Source organism: Arthrobacter sp. THG-b23 (genome assembly GCF_059091265.1).
Genome location: NZ_JBNHGM010000009.1, coordinates 111,017 through 128,686, shown reverse-complemented (window position 1 = coordinate 128,686; position 17,670 = coordinate 111,017). Strand labels below are relative to the sequence as shown.

Below are 17,670 nucleotides of genomic sequence, written 5' to 3'. Positions count from 1 at the left end.
CGGGGAAGCGCCCGGATCCGCGCCATGCCGCGACGGCACGGGGTTTTTCTACCTTGCGTAGTACGGCTGGGGGCCGAGGGCGGCAGAGCACAGCGGCGGGCTGCGTCCACTGGGGAACGCAGCCCGCCGCTGATTCGTGCGTCGCGCGGGGCAGTCCGGGCTAGAGGCCCAGGTCCGCCTCGAACTGTCCGGCTTCCAGGCGCGCCCGCAGCGTCTGCAGGAAACGGCCGGCATCTGCGCCGTCGACCAAACGGTGGTCGTAGGTCAGGGACAGGTACATCATCGAGCGGATGGCGATCGAATCGTCGCCATTCTCATCCTGGACCACCATGGGCCGCTTGACGATGGCGCCGGTACCGAGGATTCCCACCTGCGGCTGGTTGATGATCGGCGTGTCGAACAGGGCCCCGACGCTGCCGATGTTGGTGATCGAGAAGGTGCCGCCGGAGAGCTCGTCGGGGGCGATCTTGTTGCTGCGGGTACGTGCGGCAACATCGGCGATCTTGCCCGCCAGGCCGGCCAGGTTCAGGCTGCCGGCGTCATTGATCACCGGGACCAGCAGGCCCTTGTCGGTATCCACCGCAATCGCCAGGTGCTCTGCGTTGTGGTAGGTGATCTCCTGCTTTTCCTCGTCGTACTCGGCGTTCAGCTTCGGATGCTGCTTGAGCGCCTCCGCGACGGCCTTGGCGATGAAGGGCAGGTAGGTCAGCTTGACGCCGTTCTGCTCCTGGAAGGACTTCTTGGCGCGCTCGCGCAGCTTGGCCACCTTGGTCATGTCGACCTCGTGGACCTGGGTGAGCTGGGTGGAAGCGTCGAGCGATTCGCGCATCCGGCGGGCGATCACCTGGCGGATCCGCGGCGCCTTCTCGACGGTGCCGCGCTTCGCCGAGGCCGCGGCTTCCGCCGGAGCCTTTGCGGCGGCTGCGGGAGCTGCGGGAGCTGCGGCTGGCTTGGCGGCTTCGGCTGCCTCCATCACGTCCTGCTTGCGGATGCGTCCGCCCACGCCGGTGCCCTTGACGGTGGACAGGTCCACGCCGTGCTGGTTGGCCAGCTTGCGCACGAGCGGGGTGACGTAGCCGGCGTCCGGGCCGGCGGCGGACTCGGCGGCGGCCGGGGCAGATGCCGCCTGGGGGGCTGCTGCCTCCGGGGCCTCGGCCTTGGGGGCCTCGGCCTTCGGGGCTTCGGCGGCCGGCTGTTCGGCGGACGGTTCCGCCACCGGGGCTTCGCGGTCCTCGGCGGGCGCGGCGGCCACCGGCTCCGCTCCCTTCGGCTCCGCCTTGGCGGGGCCGGCACCGGTGCCGATGATGGCGAGCACTGAACCGACCTCGGCGGTCTCATCCTCGGCGACCTTGATTTCCTGCACGGTGCCGGCCACCGGGGACGGAATCTCCGTGTCGACCTTGTCGGTGGAGACCTCGAGCAGCGGCTCATCGACCTCGACCGTGTCGCCCACCTGCTTCAACCAGCGGGTGACCGTTCCTTCGGTAACGCTTTCGCCCAGGGCCGGGAGGGTGACTTCCGTGCCCTCGCCGGAACCGGCGGCCGGAGCTTCCTCGGCAGGGGCTTCCTGCCGGGGCTCCTCCTGCTTCGGGGCCTCCTCCCGGGGCTCCTCCTGCTTCGCGGCCTCCTGCTGGGGAGCTTCCGCCTCCTCTTGCGCCGCCGGCGCTGCTTCGGCGGCCTCGCCTGAGCCGGAACCGTCGCCAATGCGCACCAGCGGGGCTCCGACGTCGGCGGTTTCGTCCTCGGCCACCAGGATCTCTTCGATCACACCGGCTACCGGAGAGGGGATCTCGGTGTCGACCTTGTCGGTGGACACCTCGAGCAGGGGTTCGTCGACTTCGACCCGGTCGCCGACCTGTTTCAGCCAGCGGGTCACAGTGCCTTCGGTGACGCTTTCACCGAGGGCGGGCAAGTTCACGGTTTCAGACATGTGGTGCCCGTTCTCCTTTGAGTCTATTTTTCCGGCCTGGCCGGTACATCGAGTCTTGTCTTGAGCCTAGTGCACCCGTCCGGCGGGGACGGGTGCACCAGGGGAGGGCTTGTTACCCGTGCAGCGGGCGGCCGGCCAGGGCCATGGCGGCTTCGCCGAGGGCCTCGTTCTGCGTGGGGTGCGCGTGGATGAGCGCGGCGACGTCCTCCGGGTAGGCTTCCCAGCTGACGATCAGCTGCGCCTCGCCGATCTGCTCGCCGATGCGGCCGCCGATCATGTGCATGCCCACAATGGGGCCGTCCTTTTCGCGGACCATCTTGATCATGCCGCTGGTGCCCAGGATCGAGCTCTTGCCGTTGCCCGCCAGGTTGTACTCGACGGTTTCCACGTTGTCCTTGCCGAACTTCTCCTCGGCCTGCGGCTGGTTGAGGCCGACGGAGGCAATCTCCGGGTCGCAGTAGGTGACCTTCGGGATGTTGATGTCTTCGATGAGGGCCGGCTTGTTGCCGGCGATCTCCTCGGCCACGAAGATGCCCTGCTGGAATCCGCGGTGGGCCAGCTGGACGCCCGGGACGATGTCGCCGACGGCGTAAATGTTGCCGACGCCGGTGTGCAGCCGCTCGTTGGTGACCACGAAGCCGCGGTCAACCGTGAGGCCGGCTTCCTCGAAGCCCAGTCCTGCGGTGCTCGGCCCGCGTCCCACGGCAACCAGCATCAGGTCGGCCTGGAACGTCTTGCCGTCGGCGAGGGTGACCACCACGCCGTCGTCGTTCTGTTCCACCTTTTCGAAGAAAACGCCGGTGTTGAACTTGATGCCGCGCTTCTTGAACGCGCGCTCCAACTGCTTGATGATGGCCGGGTCCTCGTTGGGCACCAGCGAGGGCAGGCCCTCGACGATGGTGACGTCAACGCCGAACGAGTTCCATACCGAGGCGAACTCGACGCCGATGACGCCGCCGCCGAGCACCACGGCGCTCTTGGGCAGGGTGTCCATCTTCAAGGCGTGGTCGGAGGTAATGACCTTGCCGCCGATTTCCAGTCCGGGGAGGGTCTTGGAGTAGGAACCGGTGGCCAGGACGATGTTCTTGCCCTTGTAGGCGGTGCCGCCGACCTCGATGGTGTCCTTGCCGACGAGCTTGCCTTCACCTTCGATGACGGTGATGCCCTTGGACTTGACCAGACCGGTCAGGCCCTTGAACTTCCCGGCGATGACCCCGTCCTTGTAGGCATTGACGGCAGCCATGTCGATGGAATCGAGGCTAACGTTCACGCCGTATTTCGCGGCGTCCTTGGCATGGTCGGCCAGCTCGGCCGAATGCAACAGCGCCTTGGTGGGGATGCAGCCGTTGTGCAGGCAGGTGCCGCCGAGCTTGCCCTTTTCCACCAGGCCGACGCTGAAGCCCAGCTGCACGGCGCGGAGGGCAGCGGCATAACCGCCGCTGCCGCCGCCGAGGATCAGGATGTCGAATTCTTGCGCTGTTGCCGAATCGGCCACGTGAACGCTCCCTCGCGTGTTCGCAACGTGTGGTGACACGTCGATGAGTTGATTGGGGTTGACGAACGAAGTTGGTTGGGTTTCACCTTAGCCCTCCCGCATACCATCATCTAGTTGGTGACGGCCCCAACAGGCCGGATTGTGTGCGGATTCACGCGGGGAAGCGGCGAGCATGCAGGCTCAGGAGCTGCGGGCCACCACATCCTCGGCATAGGCAACCAGCGTGCGGACGGCGACGCCGGTGCCCTCCTTCGGGGTGTAGCCGTGCGGAGAGCCTTCGTTGAAGGCCGGACCGGCGATGTCCAGATGGGCCCACGGGATGCGCACGCCGCCGGATTCGCCCACGAACTCGCGCAGGAAAATCGCGGCCGTCAGCATGCCGCCGTACTTGTCGCCCATGTTGGACAAATCTGCCACCTGCGAGTCCAGGCTGGGACGAAGTTCTTCCGGCAGCGGCATCGGCCAGAACAGTTCCCCCGCCCTGTCGGCTGCGGCCTTGACGGCATCACGTACCGGTTCTTCGCCCATGACCGCGGCCACCCGGCTTCCCAGCGCGACCATCTGCGCACCCGTCAAGGTGGCGACGTCCAACAGGACATCGGGATGTTCCTCGCTGGCGGCAGCGAGTCCGTCGGCCATGACCAGCCGGCCTTCGGCGTCCGTGTTCAGCACTTCCACCGTCTTGCCGCCGTACATGGTTAATACGTCGGAGGGACGGGATGCGGTGCCGGAGGGCATGTTTTCCGCCAGGCAAAGCCACGCCGTGGCCTTCACCGGCAGTCCCAGCTCGGCGATGGCCAGGACAGCGTTCAGCACCACGGCCGCGCCCGCCATGTCGCACTTCATGGTCATCATGCCCGTGGCCGGCTTGAGCGAGAGGCCGCCGGAGTCGAAGGTGATGCCCTTGCCCACGAAGGCGAGCTTCGCCTTGGCCCGGACCGGCGCGTATTCCACCTTGACCAGGCGGGGCGGGCGGCTGGATCCCTTGCCGACGCCGGTCAAACCGCCGTAGCCGTCCTTGGCCAGCCGGTTCTCGTCCAGGACGGTGACCTTGACCGGCAGGTTCCTGGCCATCTGCGTGGCAGCCTCGGCGAACGACTCGGGGTACAGGTGGCTCGGCGGCTGGTTGACCAGGGAGCGCGTCGCGTTGACCGCCCGTCCCAGCACCGAGGCCCGCTTGAGCGCCTTCGCCAGTTCCTTATCGCCGGCGACCGGCGTGATGACGGTGGCTTCCGCCACCGGGCCGCGAACCCCGGCCCCGCGGGTGCGGTGATCGCTGAAGTCATAGGCCCCCAGGGCCGCGCCTTCGGCAACAGCCGCGGCTTCGGCGACTGTTCCGGCCGGCAGGCCCAGGGCCACCGACCGGACCCCGGCGAGTTGCCGCACAGCCGAGCCGGCGGTGCGGCGCAGGGTTTCTTCCGTCAGCGCCTGCCCGGGCAGCAATTTCCCGACGCCGGCCAGCACCACCACATCCGCCCCGGAGTCGGGCAGCCCCGGCAGGCGGTGCACCTCGTCGGCGGCCCCGGTTACACCGAGCAGCGGAAGGGACTCCTGCAGCGTCTTCGACGCCTTGGCCGGCAACGGATTCTCCAGCAGGACGGGACCATCTCCGTCTTGTCCGACTGCAATGACGAGGGCGTTTGACTTGGCCTTTTTGACATCTTTGGCAATGGCGCTGAGCTTGAGCTCGGTCGTGGGGATCACGCAGATCTGTCCTAACTTCTCCTTCAGCCGGCCGGCGCCGGACGGGTGGTGCCCGCCGCCGCTCACCGGTTGCTTACCGTTGTGTCTACAGTAGTTCCAGCAGGAATGAGCCTATAGAGGTTGGCCGGAACAGGGCCTGCACCTGTCGATCGTAGTCTCTCCGGCACCGGATCCGGTGCCGCGCACGCGCTGTCACGGCCGGCGGCGCAGGAATTTTTCCGCCCGCCCGGGCGCTGAACCTTGCGAGAGAGCCATGCACGGCAGGGAAAGACGATGCCGGAACGGAGGGCACATTGCTGGATCCACAGTCGCTGATGTCGACCAACGCGGAGTTGTTCGACTCGCCTGCGCTGCGCGGGCTTGATCTCGTCATGGGATTTACCGGTGCAGCCGAAGCCGGTCATGTGGTGGAGCAGATCGGCGACGAATTGCTCGACGAGCTCGATGCACAGCTGGTCGCCTCCTTCGACGTTGACCAACTGGTGGACTATCGCAGCAGGCGGCCCCGCATCACCTTCGCCGGAGACCGTTTCACGGACTACGAGGCCCCCGCCATCGAGCTCTACCGGCTGGTCGACGGGCTCGGCACGCCGTTCCTGCTGTTGACCGGTCCCGAACCCGACTACCAGTGGGAGCGGTTCTCCCGGGCGGTCGTCTGGTTGGCGAACCGGCTCCAGACGCGGCTGGTCGCGTGGGTCCAGTCGCTTCCGATGCCGGTGCCGCACACCCGCCCGATCGGCGTCACCGTCCACGGCTCGCGCCAGGACCTGATCGACGGCATCACCAGCTGGAAGCCCCAGGCGGAGCTGCAGGCCGGTATCGGCCCGCTGCTGGAAATGCGTTTGGCCGAGGCGGGGCGCGACGTCGTCGGCTATTCCATTCACGTGCCCCACTACCTGTCCGACGCCCAGTACCCACCGGCCGCCGTCGCGGCACTGGAGTACGTGGGTGCCGCCACCTCGCTGACGTTGCCGACAGACCGGCTGCGCGAGACCGGACGCGAGGTCGAAAGCCAGATCGACCGGCAGGTACAGGACTCTGCCGACGTCCAGCGGGTCGTCGGCCGGTTGGAAGAGCGGTATGACGAGTACGCGGGGCACGAAGAGCGCCGCTCGCTGCTGGTCAAGGACAACGAAGAGCTTCCCGACGCCGACGAAATCGGCGCGGCCGTGGAGGCCTTCCTGGCCACCCGGCCTGCCACGGACGACGACGGGGGCGAAGGAGCCTCCGCAGGGTCCGGCGACGCCGATTAGTACCTTGCCCCGGGCCGTGGGCAAGATGGAGCAATGGATTCGCGGCGGGCTTGGTGGGTGTGGGGGAGCGGGATATTCGCCTACTTGGTGGCGATCACCCAGCGGACAACCTTTGGCGTAGCGGGCCTGCAGGCCACCGAGCGCTTTGATGCCACCGCCGCCGCCTTGTCGACGTTCACCGTGCTTCAACTGGTGGTGTACGCGGGGTTGCAGATACCCGTCGGCCTCATGGTGGACAAATACGGGCCCCGGATGATGGTGGCCGGAGGAGCCGTGCTGATGCTGGCCGGGCAAACCGCCCTGGCCTTCGCGTCCTCCGTTCCCGAAGGGCTGGCCGGACGCGTCCTGGTCGGCGCCGGCGACGCCATGACCTTCGTGTCCGTGCTGCGGTTGCTGCCCAGTTGGTTCAGCGGGAAGCGGATCCCGCTGCTGACCCAGTTGACCGGCCAGCTGGGCCAGATCGGCCAGCTGATCAGCGTCATCCCTTTCGTGGCCATCCTCAACCTTGCGGGTTGGACGCCGGCGTTCCTCTCCGTTGCGGCGCTCTCGGCGGTGGCCTTCGTCCTTGCCCTCGCGGTGGTCCGCAACGAGCCGGGCCAGCCGCGGAAGGCCCCGCAGCCGACCTTGCGCCAGACCGGGGCGTCGTTGGCCGAGGCGTGGCGGGAACCGGGTACGAGACTGGGACTGTGGACTCACTTCACGCTCCAGTTCCCCGCGAACGTGTTCATGCTCATGTGGGGCTACCCGTTCCTGGTCTCGGCCCAGGGCCTGACGCCGACGGAAGCCTCGGTGCTGATGACGGCCGCGGTCCTTACCTCCTTCGTCGCGGGCCCGTTGCTGGGTCGCTGGGTGGGCCGGCATCCCCTGAGGCGCTCCACCATGGTCCTGCTGATCGTCGGGGCGATGTCGGCGGCATGGCTGTGCGTGCTGGTCTACCCCGGCCCTGCCCCGTATTGGCTGCTTCTGCTGCTGGTCATGGCCGTGTCGGTCGGGGGACCGGGGTCCATGATCGGCTTCGACTTCGCCCGGACCTTCAATCCGCTCAGCCGCGCCGGAACAGCAACCGGGATCGTCAACGTCGGCGGCTTTGTCTCGGCGCTGCTGGTGATGCTCGGCATGGGCGTAGTCCTTGATGCCCTGCTGGCCAGCGGGTTCTCACAGGGAGACCTGTACGCGCTGGACTCCTTCAAGCTGGCCTTCAGCCTCCAGTTCCTGTTCCTGATCGTGGGCACGCTGGCGATGCTGGCCGTGCGCAAACGCGTGCGCACCCGGATGTCGCACGGAGGGATCACCGTGCCGCCGCTGCGTGACGCGCTGGCACGGGAACGCCGCCGGCGTCGCGAACGGATCCGGGAACGCAGGGGGAACGGCGGAACCGGGGACGGGTAAGCACCCTCCCTCCACAGGGCCTTCGGCAGGGCCACCGTCCACAGCGGCGACCCGTCGGCTAGCCGCCGGGTCGGCCGCAGCGGAAGGCTCCTGTCATGGAGAAGAAGAAGTTCACCGCCCGCCGGCCCGTCGACGTCCTGGGTTTCGTGCCGCATGCGCTGGGATTCCTTCCGGCCGGCAGCGTGGTGCTGCTGGCCCTTTCCCGGGGCCGTCTGGGCGCGACGCTCCGCCTGGACCTCCCTACCAGCGAGGACAGCTGCCACCTAGAGCTGTTTACCGACACAGCGGCGGACTATCTGCGTTCCGATGAGGACGCCGATTCCGCGCTGCTGATTCTCTACACGGACCGCCCTTGGCGCTCGCCGGACCGGCCGCCTCATGCCCGACTCGTAGCCTCCCTCGGCCGCTCCTTGTCCGCCGCCGGACTGCCGGTGCGCGGGGGCTGGACGGTGGGCCCGCAGCACTGGCGCGAGCTTTACTGCGGCGACATCGGATGCTGCCCGATGCCCGGCCGGCCGGTGTCACAGATCCGGGACAGTGCGTTGAACGCCGAACTCGTCTACAGCGGCAGCACCTATGCGGCATCCGCGGCGGAGGCCGCCGAAGCGCCGTCACCGGCAACGTCCGCGGCACCCGCTGTGGTGGCCGGGATACAGCAGGAGGCGGATCGGCTGGCCGAGGGACGCGCGGGAGGGTGGACCCATCCGGCCTTCTACTTCCATACCCTCTGCCGCTGGGAGCATTCCCTGGCGGCGCACCGGGCCGGAACCGTCACGGCGGAAGAACAGGCATTCCTGCTCGCGAGCCTGACCGACTACGCGGTACGGGATGGCGTTGCCATCTTCGCCTGCAGCAGCCCCGAGACCGCGTACCGGTGGGCGGATGCGTCCGGCCTCCTCCAGGACCCGGACGGGGCGACGGACGCGGTGCCGCCCACGGAGCCATTGCCCGGATCCGGTGATCCTGCGGCGGCCCGGGGGTGGTCAAGGATCTTGATCGGCGACTCGCCCCACGCTCCGGACTGGGATCGCGTGGATGCCACGGCCCACCTGCTCCAACACCTGCACGCCGTCGGAACGGGGCGCTCCCGCGCCGCCGCCGGCACGCTGCATGCCTGGATCGAATGGGCACGGGGGCGCGGTTCGCATGCGCACCAACGGGCGGAAGCATGCCTGCGCGAAATGCCTGGCTACCGGCTTGCGGAACTGGTCCAGGAACTGGCGGGCAGCGGAATGCTGCCGGTGTGGGCACGCCGGCGGGAGACGGCCTGGCCGGGCCGGAGGCACCTGGCGGCATGACCGCGGCGTCCGCGACGGTCGAAAATCAGTTCATCCGGCGGTCTGAATCGTGAGACAATGGGAACCGAGACCCGGTTGGGTTCGTGTTTCAAACAGCGGTAGGTCCTGCGGGAATACCGTCGCCGCGGAACAGGTTATGCCTTGCAGACCCTGCGTCCGTGGTTTGGTTTGAAGTCATTCACGGACTTGACAGGGTCATAGTGGTGTTACCCGCAGGTAGCGTCACAGACCGCCGTACGAAAGGTTCTCTGTGTCACCGGACAAGAAGACTGCTGCAGCTCCCGATGAGGAGACTGCTGCCTCCGCTCCGAAAAAGTCCGCGACGACCAAGCGCGCGGGCGCCCAGTCAGCGGCAGCGGCGGAAGCTGCTCCCAAACGGCGCGGCCGCAAGCCCGGTGCCGCTGCCAAAAAGGATGAGGCGAACGCCGCCGGGTTGGCTACGGATGAAGTCGACGAGGATCCCGAAGCTGAGCCGGAGCCCACGGAGGAAGATGTAGAAGCCGCCGAGGAAACGGGCGCCAAGAAGGGCAAGGAAGGCGAGACCGGTTCCGGGTTTGTTTACTCGGACGCCGACGACGACGACGCCCCCGCCCAGCAGGTAGTCTCCGCCGGTGCCACCGCAGACCCGGTCAAGGACTACCTGAAGCAGATCGGCAAGGTCGCCCTGCTGAACGCCGAGCAGGAAGTCGACCTCGCCCTGCGGATCGAGGCCGGTCTCTTCGCCGAAGAGAAGCTGGCCAAGGACGACGGCACCATGGAGACGCGCCTGCGGCGCGACCTGGAGCAGATTGTCCACGACGGCAAGCGCGCCAAGAACCACCTGCTGGAAGCCAACCTGCGCCTGGTGGTCTCGCTGGCCAAGCGCTACACCGGCCGCGGCATGCTGTTCCTGGATCTGATCCAGGAAGGCAACCTGGGCCTGATCCGCGCCGTCGAGAAGTTCGACTACACCAAGGGCTTCAAGTTCTCCACCTACGCAACCTGGTGGATCCGGCAGGCCATCACCCGCGCCATGGCGGACCAGGCCCGCACGATCCGCATCCCGGTGCACATGGTGGAAGTCATCAACAAGCTGGCCCGCGTGCAGCGCCAAATGCTCCAGGACCTGGGCCGCGAGCCGACTCCCGAAGAGCTGGCCAAGGAACTCGACATGACGCCGGAAAAGGTCGTCGAGGTCCAGAAGTATGGGCGCGAGCCGATCTCGCTGCACACGCCGCTGGGCGAAGACGGCGACTCGGAGTTCGGCGACCTGATCGAAGACTCCGAAGCTGTGGTTCCCGCCGACGCGGTCAGCTTCACCTTGCTGCAGGAGCAGCTCCACTCGGTGCTGGACACGCTGTCCGAGCGCGAAGCCGGCGTGGTGGCCATGCGGTTCGGGCTGACCGACGGCCAGCCGAAGACTTTAGACGAAATCGGTAAGGTCTACGGCGTCACCCGTGAGCGCATCCGCCAGATCGAATCCAAGACCATGTCCAAGCTGCGGCACCCGTCGCGGTCGCAGGTACTGCGCGACTACCTGGACTGATCCGACTGCGCAGCAGGGCCGGCACCCGCGGGGGCCGGCCCTGCTGCGTTAACCGGGGGTGCAGCGGAAGGGCAGAGGGCCGCGCCGTCCAGGCCCGGGTGCTCTGGCGGAAATGCTTTTGGAAACGCAAAGGGCGCCGTTCCCCTTGCGGGGAACGGCGCCCTTTGATCGGGGTACCGCGCGGACCTGTCGGACCGCACCGGGAACGGGCTGCGGCTGCAGCTGTTCCCGGAGAGCCTATTCGGCGGCGGCGCCGGCCTTTTCGGTCAGCCGGCCGGTCTCGTCCTGCCATTCCGAGGCCTTGGAGCGAAGCTGCGGCTCATGCTGCCGGGCATGGTGCCCGCAGAAGAGGAGTTCGCCGCCGGAGGAGGCCAGGACAACCCGTACATAGGCTTGGGCGCCACACCGGTCGCATCGGTCCAATGCGGTCAGTTCACGGGGGGCTACTGCTGTCGTCATGATGACCTCCTTACGAGTGCGTCTATCCATAGAACCATCCGAAGCACGCAAATCTTCGCAAGATGGGGTCACTTTCGCTCACCGCGTATCACGTGTCGGTAACAGCCGGGAGCTGCGTCACATGCCGGCGTGCGCCCCGGCGCGGTGCACAAGCCCGCCCGCAAAGGGGATTAGCCTAGTAACGGTCCGTTATTCGCGGCGGACCGCGGCCAAGGACCGCAGTTCTGTCTGCCAAGGAGCACTCGTACACGTGGCGCCAACGAAGTCTGAGTACACAGCACGCCATCTTTCCGTCCTGGAAGGGCTGGAAGCCGTCCGCAAGAGGCCGGGCATGTACATCGGGTCCACGGATTCCCGCGGGTTGATGCACTGCCTCTGGGAAATCATCGACAACTCCGTCGACGAGGCGCTGGCTGGCTACGGGCAGAGCATCAAGATCACGCTGCACCCGGACGGATCGGTGGAGATCCACGACGACGGCCGCGGCATCCCGGTGGACATCGAACCAAAGACCGGCCTGAGCGGCGTCGAAGTGGTGTTCACCAAGCTGCACGCCGGCGGCAAATTCGGCGGCGGCTCGTACACCGCCTCCGGCGGACTGCACGGCGTCGGCGCCAGCGTGGTCAACGCCCTGTCGTCCCGCCTGGATGTCCAGGTGGACCGCGGCGGCAAGACGTACCAAATGTCGTTCCGCCGCGGCGAGCCGGGCAAGTTCATCGACACGGCCCGGGGGCCGGGCCCGGAGTCCACGTTCGAGCCGTTCGTCACGGGCTCCAAGCTGGAAGTGGTCGGTACCGCCAAGCGCGGCGTGACCGGCACGCGCATCAGGTACTGGGGCGACCGGCAGATCTTTACCCCGGACGCCAAATTCTCCTACGAAGAGCTGCAGAACCGGGCCCGGCAGACCTCGTTCCTGGTCCCGGGGCTGAAGATCACGCTGCGCGACGAGCGCAAGATGGCCGGCACCGCCGGCGAGAACGGCCCGATCGAGGAAGTGTTCCACCACGACGGCGGGATTGCCGAGTTCGTCGAATACCTGGCCAACGACAGCGCCGTCACGGATGTCTGGCGCTTCCACGGCTCCGGCAAGTTCAAGGAAACCGTTCCCGTACTCGACGAAAACGGTCACAGCAAGATTGCCGAGGTCGACCGCGACTGCGAGGTGGACGTGGCATTGCGCTGGGGCATCGGCTACGACACCACGGTCCGTTCCTACGTGAACATCATTGCCACCCCCAAGGGCGGCACGCACCAGACCGGCTTCGAACAGGCGCTCCTGAAGACCTTCCGCAAGGTGATCGAGGCCAACGCGCGCAAGCTCAAGGCCGGCAGCGACAAGATCGAAAAGGACGACGTCTTCGCCGGCCTGACCGCGGTGCTCACCGTCCGCCTGGCCGAGCCGCAGTTCGAGGGCCAGACCAAGGAGATCCTGGGCACCTCCGCCGTACGCGCCATCGTGTCCCGGGTGGTGGAGAAGGAGCTGTCCGCCAAGCTGGCGTCCTCGAACCGCGGGGACAAGGCCCAATCCGCGCTGCTGCTGGAAAAGGTCGTCAGCGAGATGAAATCCCGGATTTCGGCCCGCGTCCACAAGGAGACGCAGCGGCGCAAGAATGCGCTGGAGACCTCCTCCATGCCGGCAAAGCTGATCGACTGCCGCACCAACGAAGTCGAACGCTCCGAGCTGTTCATCGTCGAGGGCGACAGCGCTTTGGGCACGGCGCGGCTGGCCCGCTCTTCGGACCATCAGGCTCTGCTGCCCATTCGCGGCAAAATCCTCAACGTGCAGAAGGCCTCGGTGGGCGACATGCTCTCCAACGCCGAATGCGCGGCCATCATCCAGGTGGTGGGGGCAGGGTCGGGACGGAGCTTCCAACTGGACGCCGCCCGCTACGGCAAGGTCGTGCTCATGACGGATGCCGACGTCGACGGCGCGCACATCCGCACGCTGCTGCTGACGCTCTTCTTCCGCTACATGCGCCCCTTGGTCGACGCCGGACGCGTCTTCGCCGCCGTGCCGCCGCTGCATCGCGTGGAGATCATCAATCCGGGCGCCAAGGCCAACGAGGTGGTGTACACCTACTCCGAGAACGAGCTTCACAAACTGCTCGCCACCCTGGAGAGGGACGGCAGGAAGTACAAGGAGCCGATCCAGCGCTACAAGGGCCTGGGCGAAATGGACGCCGACCAGCTGGCCGAGACCACCATGGAGCCCCGCCACCGTACCTTGCGCAGGGTGCGGATCGAGGATGCCGAAGCCGCCGAGCGCTCCTTCGACCTGCTGATGGGCTCTGACGTGGCCCCGCGCAAGGAGTTCATCGTGGCCGGCGCCTCGATGCTGGACCGGGAACGGATCGACGCCTAGGCCGCCAGTCCCGGTGCCACCAGCAGGGCGGTCGGCACCGCCAGCAGCAACGCCGCGGCCAGCAGCACCGCGGCCCGGGCTGCCCCGCTGAGGGCCGGAACAGGGGAAAGCAGCCGCCGGAGCCGGTGTGCGGTGACAAGGGTTTCCGCCTCGGCGGCGCCGAGCAAAGCCTTCGCAGGGTCGCCGATGCCCGCGGCCGGGGCGGCCGGGCCCGCCGTGGCCGCCGGCCGCTCACCGGCGGCGACGACGGCGATGGCACGCACCAGCGTCCCCCGGTCCGAAGTCTTCAGGGCATGGTCGTCTGCGAGCATCTCGATCAGCTCGTTCACGGCCGTCCTGGCCAGCTTCGACGTGGGGAGCCAGGGCAGGGCCGCCCGCCAGGCGGCGAAGGCCCACAGCAGCAGGTCGTGGCGCTGTTCCAGATGCGCCTTTTCGTGCGTCATGACGGCGTGCAGTTCGTCCGGCGAGAGCAGCTCGAGCAGGCCGTTCGAGAGCACCGTGACGGAGCCGCCGCCGCCCGGCAGGCAGTAGGCCACCGGCGCCGGATGGTTGATCACCAAGGTGCGCGGGGAGTCCTCGGACGGGGAGCTGAGCAGGTTCAGCAGGTCGCGGTGCCGGCCGCGCTGTTTGCGGATCTTGTAGTAGGTCAGCAGCAACGTGAAGACCAGGTGGACGGAGAGCAGCAGGGCGGCGCTGAGCGCGAACACGTGCACCAGGTCCAGGCCCCTGTCCGTGCTGTCGTCAAGCAGAAGGCCGGTCAGTCCACGGAGGCCGGCCAGCAGGTGTTCGCCCAGTGGTTCCAGGCCCCACGTCAGCATCGCCCCGATCATGGACAGGCCGCCGGCCAAGGCGATGGCCTGCCAAAGCACCAGCGCCGTGCCGGGACTGCGGGCTGTCCAGCGTGCCCGAGAGAGCAGGATGGGAGCCGGCCACGCCAAAATGACCGCCATGGCGGCCAGCAGGTAGGAGGCCAGGAACATTCAGCTCAGTTGGAGGAGAGGATCTTGCGCAGGGTTTCGGCTTCCTCGTCGCTGACCGTGCCGATAAACCGGGCCAGGACGGCCTCGCGGTCCGGGGCCGAGCCCAAGACTTCGTGCATCAGCTCCACGGTGTGCTCTTCACGGCTCGTTACTGCCCGGTAGCGGTGCGGGCGGATGTCTCGGCCGCGCTGGACCAGTCCCTTCTTCTCAAGCCGGGACAGGACCGTCAGCACCGTCGTGACGGCCAGCTCCTTGCCATCCGCACCGTCCGCGGAGACCTGTGCCAGCGTGTCGCGCAGCTCATTGGCCGTCAGTCCGGCTTCAGCAGGATCGGCGGCGTTCTGGGACCACAGCACGTCCATGACCGCCCGTTCCAAATCTCCGAGAGTAGCCATCTGGTTCCTTTTCGTCTCTTAACGTCGCATCGCCGGCGCGCAGACCCTTTCCGCGACCGTGCTCTTGGTCTCTAATTTACCGTCTTTCGCCCAAATGTTCTACAGTTCGTAGAAGATTAAGTTCTACGGCTTGTAGAAAAGGTTTCCGGAGCTGTCCGGATACCCAGTTCAGTCCGGGGAGGCATCGGCAATGGAAGCACTGGAAATCGCGCGGTGGCAGTTCGGTATCACGACCGTCTATCACTTCCTCATGGTGCCGCTGACCATTGGCCTCGGGCTGCTCGTCGCGATCATGCACACGGCCTGGTACCGCACCGGCAAGGACCAGTACCTGAGGATGACCAAGTTCTGGGGCAAATTATTCCTGATCAACTTCATCATGGGTGTGGCCACCGGCCTGGTCCAGGAATTCCAGTTCGGCATGGCCTGGAGCGAGTACAGCCGCTTCGTCGGCGACGTCTTCGGCGCGCCGCTGGCCATGGAGGCGCTGCTCGCGTTCTTCGTGGAGTCCATTTTCCTGGGGTTGTGGATTTTCGGCTGGGGCCGGCTGCCCAAAGCGGTGCACCTGCTCAGCATCTGGGGCGCCTCGCTGGCCACCGTCTGTTCGGCCTACTTCATCCTGGCCGCGAACTCCTGGATGCAGCATCCAGTCGGCGTTGAAATGATCGACGGGCGGCCGGTGATGGTGGACGTCTGGGCGGTGCTGACCAACAACACCCTGCTGGTGGCTTTCCCGCACACAATCTTTGGTGCCACCTCGGTCGCCGGCGGTTTCCTGCTGGGCATCAGCTGGTACCACCTGTGGAAGCGCCGCCGCGACGGGATCGACACCGTGGGCCCGGACGGCGCGGTGGTCGTGGGATCGGACCCGGCGCGCGGCAGGGATGCGGCCGACCACAAGGTGTGGCTCCGCTCGCTGCGGATCGGCGCGGTCGTCGCCGTCGTCTCCTTCGCCGGCGTGTCCCTCACCGGGGACCTGCAGGCCAAACTGATGTTCGAGCAACAGCCCATGAAGATGGCGGCGGCGGAGGCAGCCTGCCACGACGGCACCGGTTTCTCCATCCTGACGGTCGGCGACCTCGGCTCCAACGACTGCGACGACATGGTCGCCGTGGTGGAGCTGCCCGGCCTGCTCTCCTTCATGGCCAACGGCGACTTCGACACCGAGATCCGGGGCATCAACAGCCTGCTGCCGGAGTACCAGGAGCGTTTCGGGACGCACCTGCCCGACAACCCGATCTACGGCGAGCGCGCCGGCAGCGAAATCGACTACGTGCCGGTCATGGAAGTCACGTACTGGGGCTTCCGGATGATGATTACCTTCGGCATGTTGGCCGCCGCGGCCGCCGCCGTCGCCCTGTGGGTGGTGCGCAAGGGCACCGTGCCCGAATCGAAGTGGTTGATGCGGCTGGCCGTGCTCGGAATCCTTGCCCCGTTCGGCGCCAACTCGGCCGGTTGGATCTTCACGGAGATGGGCCGCCAACCGTTCGTCGTCGCACCCAACCCGGACCCCGACGGCATCGACAACGTCTTCATGTTCACGGCCGCGGCGGTGTCGCCGGGCGTCTCGCTGGGGGAGCTGATTTTCTCGCTGAGCGCCTTCACCCTGGTCTACGGCTCCCTGCTGGTGGTGGAAGTGAAGCTGCTCGCTGCCTACTGCCGCGGCGGTGTGCCCGCGGCGATGCCCGAACTGCTGCACGCGACGTCCGGGGATGGTCCGGGCAAGCACGACGGCGGCGACGGCACCGGCGGCAGCGGCAAGGACGGAGACGGAAACAACGGCGATGGGAAAGACACCGATGATGTGCTCTCCTTCGCGTACTGAACCGGCTCCTACGGATCGATAAGGACGGCTACATGGAAACCCTGCCCACCATTTGGTTCATTGTCATCGCCTTCTTCTGGACCGGGTACCTGTTCCTGGAAGGATTCGACCTCGGCGTCGGCATGATGATGCGCGGCTTCGCCCGGAACAACACGGAGCGCCGCGTGCTGCTCAACACCATCGGCCCGGTCTGGGACGGCAACGAAGTCTGGCTGGTCACCGCGGGGGCCGCCACGTTTGCGGCCTTCCCCGAGTGGTACGCCGCCCTGTTCTCCGGCCTGTACCTCCCGCTGGTGCTGGTGCTGCTGGCCCTGATCTTCCGCGCCGTCGGCATCGAATACCGCGGCAAGGTGGACACCGATCGGTGGCGGGCCCGCTGGGACTGGGCGATCGCGCTGGGCTCCCTGGTCGCGGCCTTCGGCGTCGGCGCCATGCTCGCCCTGACCACCACCGGCCTGCCGCTCAACGCCAACGGCGACCGCGTGGGCGGACCGTTCGCCTGGTTCAACGGCTATGCGGTGCTCGGCGGGCTGGCAGTGGTCGGCTTCAGCTTGGTGCACGCGGCGGCGTTCCTGGCGCTGAAGACCGACGGCGAGGTCCGGTTGCGGGCCAAGGCGCTGGTCCTGCGCTGGCTGCCGGTGGCGCTGCTGCCGATGGCCGCCTGGGCGGCCGTGTTGGTGCTGCGCCACGGCAAGGCGGTGACGGTGGCGACGCTGCTGGTCGCCGCCCTCGGTGCGGCGGCGGCCTGGCTGCTGGCCAAGGCCGGGCGGGACGGGCTCTCCTTCGCCGGGCTCGGTACCTTCGTGGTCGCCGGGACGGCAACCATCTTCACCTCGGTGTTCCCCACCGTGCTGCCCTCGACCGTCGACGAGGCATTCAGCCTGACCGTGGGTTCGGCGTCGTCCTCGGACTACACGCTGGGCGTGATGAGTGTGGTGGCGTTGTTCGGCATCCCGGCGGTGCTGGTCTACCAGGGGTACACCTACTGGGTGTTCCGCAAGCGCGTGAGCGCATCCGCCATCCCCGCCGCACACGCCGTCACCGCACAGTGAAGC

Annotated in this window: 13 protein-coding genes; 7 read left to right on the top strand and 6 right to left on the bottom strand. The window is 67.3% G+C overall.

Annotated features, from left to right (window positions below):
* Positions 1-160 precede the first annotated feature (160 nt).
* The 3 genes from sucB to AC5RVD_RS14920 all read right to left on the bottom strand — a co-directional run bounded on the left by sucB (position 161) and on the right by AC5RVD_RS14920 (position 5,129).
* Positions 161-1,930: a 2-oxoglutarate dehydrogenase, E2 component, dihydrolipoamide succinyltransferase gene (gene sucB / locus AC5RVD_RS14930; RefSeq protein ID WP_494127349.1), complete on the bottom strand. Its 1,770-nt coding sequence runs from the start codon at positions 1,928-1,930 to the stop codon at positions 161-163.
* A gap of 112 nt (positions 1,931-2,042) precedes the next feature.
* Positions 2,043-3,425, bottom strand: a complete 1,383-nt coding sequence (gene lpdA, locus AC5RVD_RS14925) for a dihydrolipoyl dehydrogenase (RefSeq protein ID WP_494127348.1) — start codon at positions 3,423-3,425, stop codon at positions 2,043-2,045.
* A 180-nt stretch (positions 3,426-3,605) separates the two neighbouring features.
* Positions 3,606-5,129: a leucyl aminopeptidase gene (locus AC5RVD_RS14920; RefSeq protein ID WP_494127347.1), complete on the bottom strand. Its 1,524-nt coding sequence runs from the start codon at positions 5,127-5,129 to the stop codon at positions 3,606-3,608.
* A 314-nt stretch (positions 5,130-5,443) separates the two neighbouring features.
* Between AC5RVD_RS14920 and AC5RVD_RS14915 the strand changes: the two genes are divergently transcribed.
* From AC5RVD_RS14915 to AC5RVD_RS14900, 4 genes are all read left to right on the top strand, one after another.
* Positions 5,444-6,382, top strand: a complete 939-nt coding sequence (locus tag AC5RVD_RS14915) for a proteasome assembly chaperone family protein (RefSeq protein ID WP_493987549.1) — start codon at positions 5,444-5,446, stop codon at positions 6,380-6,382.
* A gap of 33 nt (positions 6,383-6,415) precedes the next feature.
* Entirely contained in the window at positions 6,416-7,771 is a 1,356-nt protein-coding gene (locus AC5RVD_RS14910) for an MFS transporter (RefSeq protein ID WP_494127346.1), read from the top strand.
* Positions 7,772-7,866: 95 nt separating this feature from the next.
* Positions 7,867-9,069 carry a DUF4192 domain-containing protein gene (locus tag AC5RVD_RS14905; RefSeq protein ID WP_494127345.1) on the top strand — a complete coding sequence of 401 codons (1,203 nt, stop codon included), beginning with the start codon at positions 7,867-7,869 and terminating at the stop codon, positions 9,067-9,069.
* A 250-nt stretch (positions 9,070-9,319) separates the two neighbouring features.
* A complete protein-coding gene (locus AC5RVD_RS14900; protein WP_494101632.1) occupies positions 9,320-10,594 on the top strand; it encodes an RNA polymerase sigma factor in 1,275 nt (424 codons plus the stop codon).
* A gap of 237 nt (positions 10,595-10,831) precedes the next feature.
* Here the strand turns inward: AC5RVD_RS14900 and AC5RVD_RS14895 are convergent, their stop codons facing one another.
* Positions 10,832-11,053 carry a DUF7455 domain-containing protein gene (locus AC5RVD_RS14895; RefSeq protein WP_494101633.1) on the bottom strand — a complete coding sequence of 74 codons (222 nt, stop codon included), beginning with the start codon at positions 11,051-11,053 and terminating at the stop codon, positions 10,832-10,834.
* Positions 11,054-11,303: 250 nt separating this feature from the next.
* Here AC5RVD_RS14895 and AC5RVD_RS14890 point away from each other — a divergent pair, with 250 nt between their 5' ends.
* The gene (locus AC5RVD_RS14890) at positions 11,304-13,415 is read left to right on the top strand and encodes a DNA gyrase/topoisomerase IV subunit B (RefSeq protein ID WP_494101634.1); all 2,112 of its coding nucleotides are present in this window, start codon (positions 11,304-11,306) and stop codon (positions 13,413-13,415) included.
* Here AC5RVD_RS14890 and AC5RVD_RS14885 read toward each other — a convergent pair.
* Positions 13,412-14,395, bottom strand: coding sequence for a M56 family metallopeptidase (locus AC5RVD_RS14885; protein WP_494127344.1), 984 nt, complete (start codon positions 14,393-14,395; stop codon positions 13,412-13,414). The two genes, AC5RVD_RS14890 and AC5RVD_RS14885, sit on opposite strands and share 4 nt — an antisense overlap.
* A gap of 5 nt (positions 14,396-14,400) precedes the next feature.
* The gene (locus AC5RVD_RS14880; protein WP_493977919.1) at positions 14,401-14,790 is read right to left on the bottom strand and encodes a BlaI/MecI/CopY family transcriptional regulator; all 390 of its coding nucleotides are present in this window, start codon (positions 14,788-14,790) and stop codon (positions 14,401-14,403) included.
* A 190-nt stretch (positions 14,791-14,980) separates the two neighbouring features.
* On the opposite strand from AC5RVD_RS14880, the gene AC5RVD_RS14875 reads away from it, so the two are divergent.
* Positions 14,981-16,615, top strand: a complete 1,635-nt coding sequence (locus tag AC5RVD_RS14875; RefSeq protein WP_494127343.1) for a cytochrome ubiquinol oxidase subunit I — start codon at positions 14,981-14,983, stop codon at positions 16,613-16,615.
* 32 nt (positions 16,616-16,647) lie between these two features.
* A complete protein-coding gene (gene cydB / locus AC5RVD_RS14870) occupies positions 16,648-17,667 on the top strand; it encodes a cytochrome d ubiquinol oxidase subunit II (protein ID WP_494113378.1) in 1,020 nt (339 codons plus the stop codon).
* Positions 17,668-17,670 lie beyond the last annotated feature (3 nt).

Bases quoted from the DNA above. Each gene is read 5' to 3' on its own strand.
- AC5RVD_RS14880 (WP_493977919.1), bottom strand. From the start codon at position 14,790: ATGGCTACTCTCGGAGATTTGGAACGGGCGGTCATGGACGTGCTGTGG.
- AC5RVD_RS14905 (WP_494127345.1), top strand. From the start codon at position 7,867: ATGGAGAAGAAGAAGTTCACCGCCCGCCGGCCCGTCGACGTCCTGGGT.
- sucB (WP_494127349.1), bottom strand. From the start codon at position 1,930: ATGTCTGAAACCGTGAACTTGCCCGCCCTCGGTGAAAGCGTCACCGAA.
- AC5RVD_RS14915 (WP_493987549.1), top strand. From the start codon at position 5,444: ATGTCGACCAACGCGGAGTTGTTCGACTCGCCTGCGCTGCGCGGGCTT.
- AC5RVD_RS14875 (WP_494127343.1), top strand. From the start codon at position 14,981: ATGGAAGCACTGGAAATCGCGCGGTGGCAGTTCGGTATCACGACCGTC.
- AC5RVD_RS14910 (WP_494127346.1), top strand. From the start codon at position 6,416: ATGGATTCGCGGCGGGCTTGGTGGGTGTGGGGGAGCGGGATATTCGCC.
- AC5RVD_RS14895 (WP_494101633.1), bottom strand. From the start codon at position 11,053: ATGACGACAGCAGTAGCCCCCCGTGAACTGACCGCATTGGACCGATGC.
- cydB (WP_494113378.1), top strand. From the start codon at position 16,648: ATGGAAACCCTGCCCACCATTTGGTTCATTGTCATCGCCTTCTTCTGG.
- AC5RVD_RS14885 (WP_494127344.1), bottom strand. From the start codon at position 14,395: ATGTTCCTGGCCTCCTACCTGCTGGCCGCCATGGCGGTCATTTTGGCG.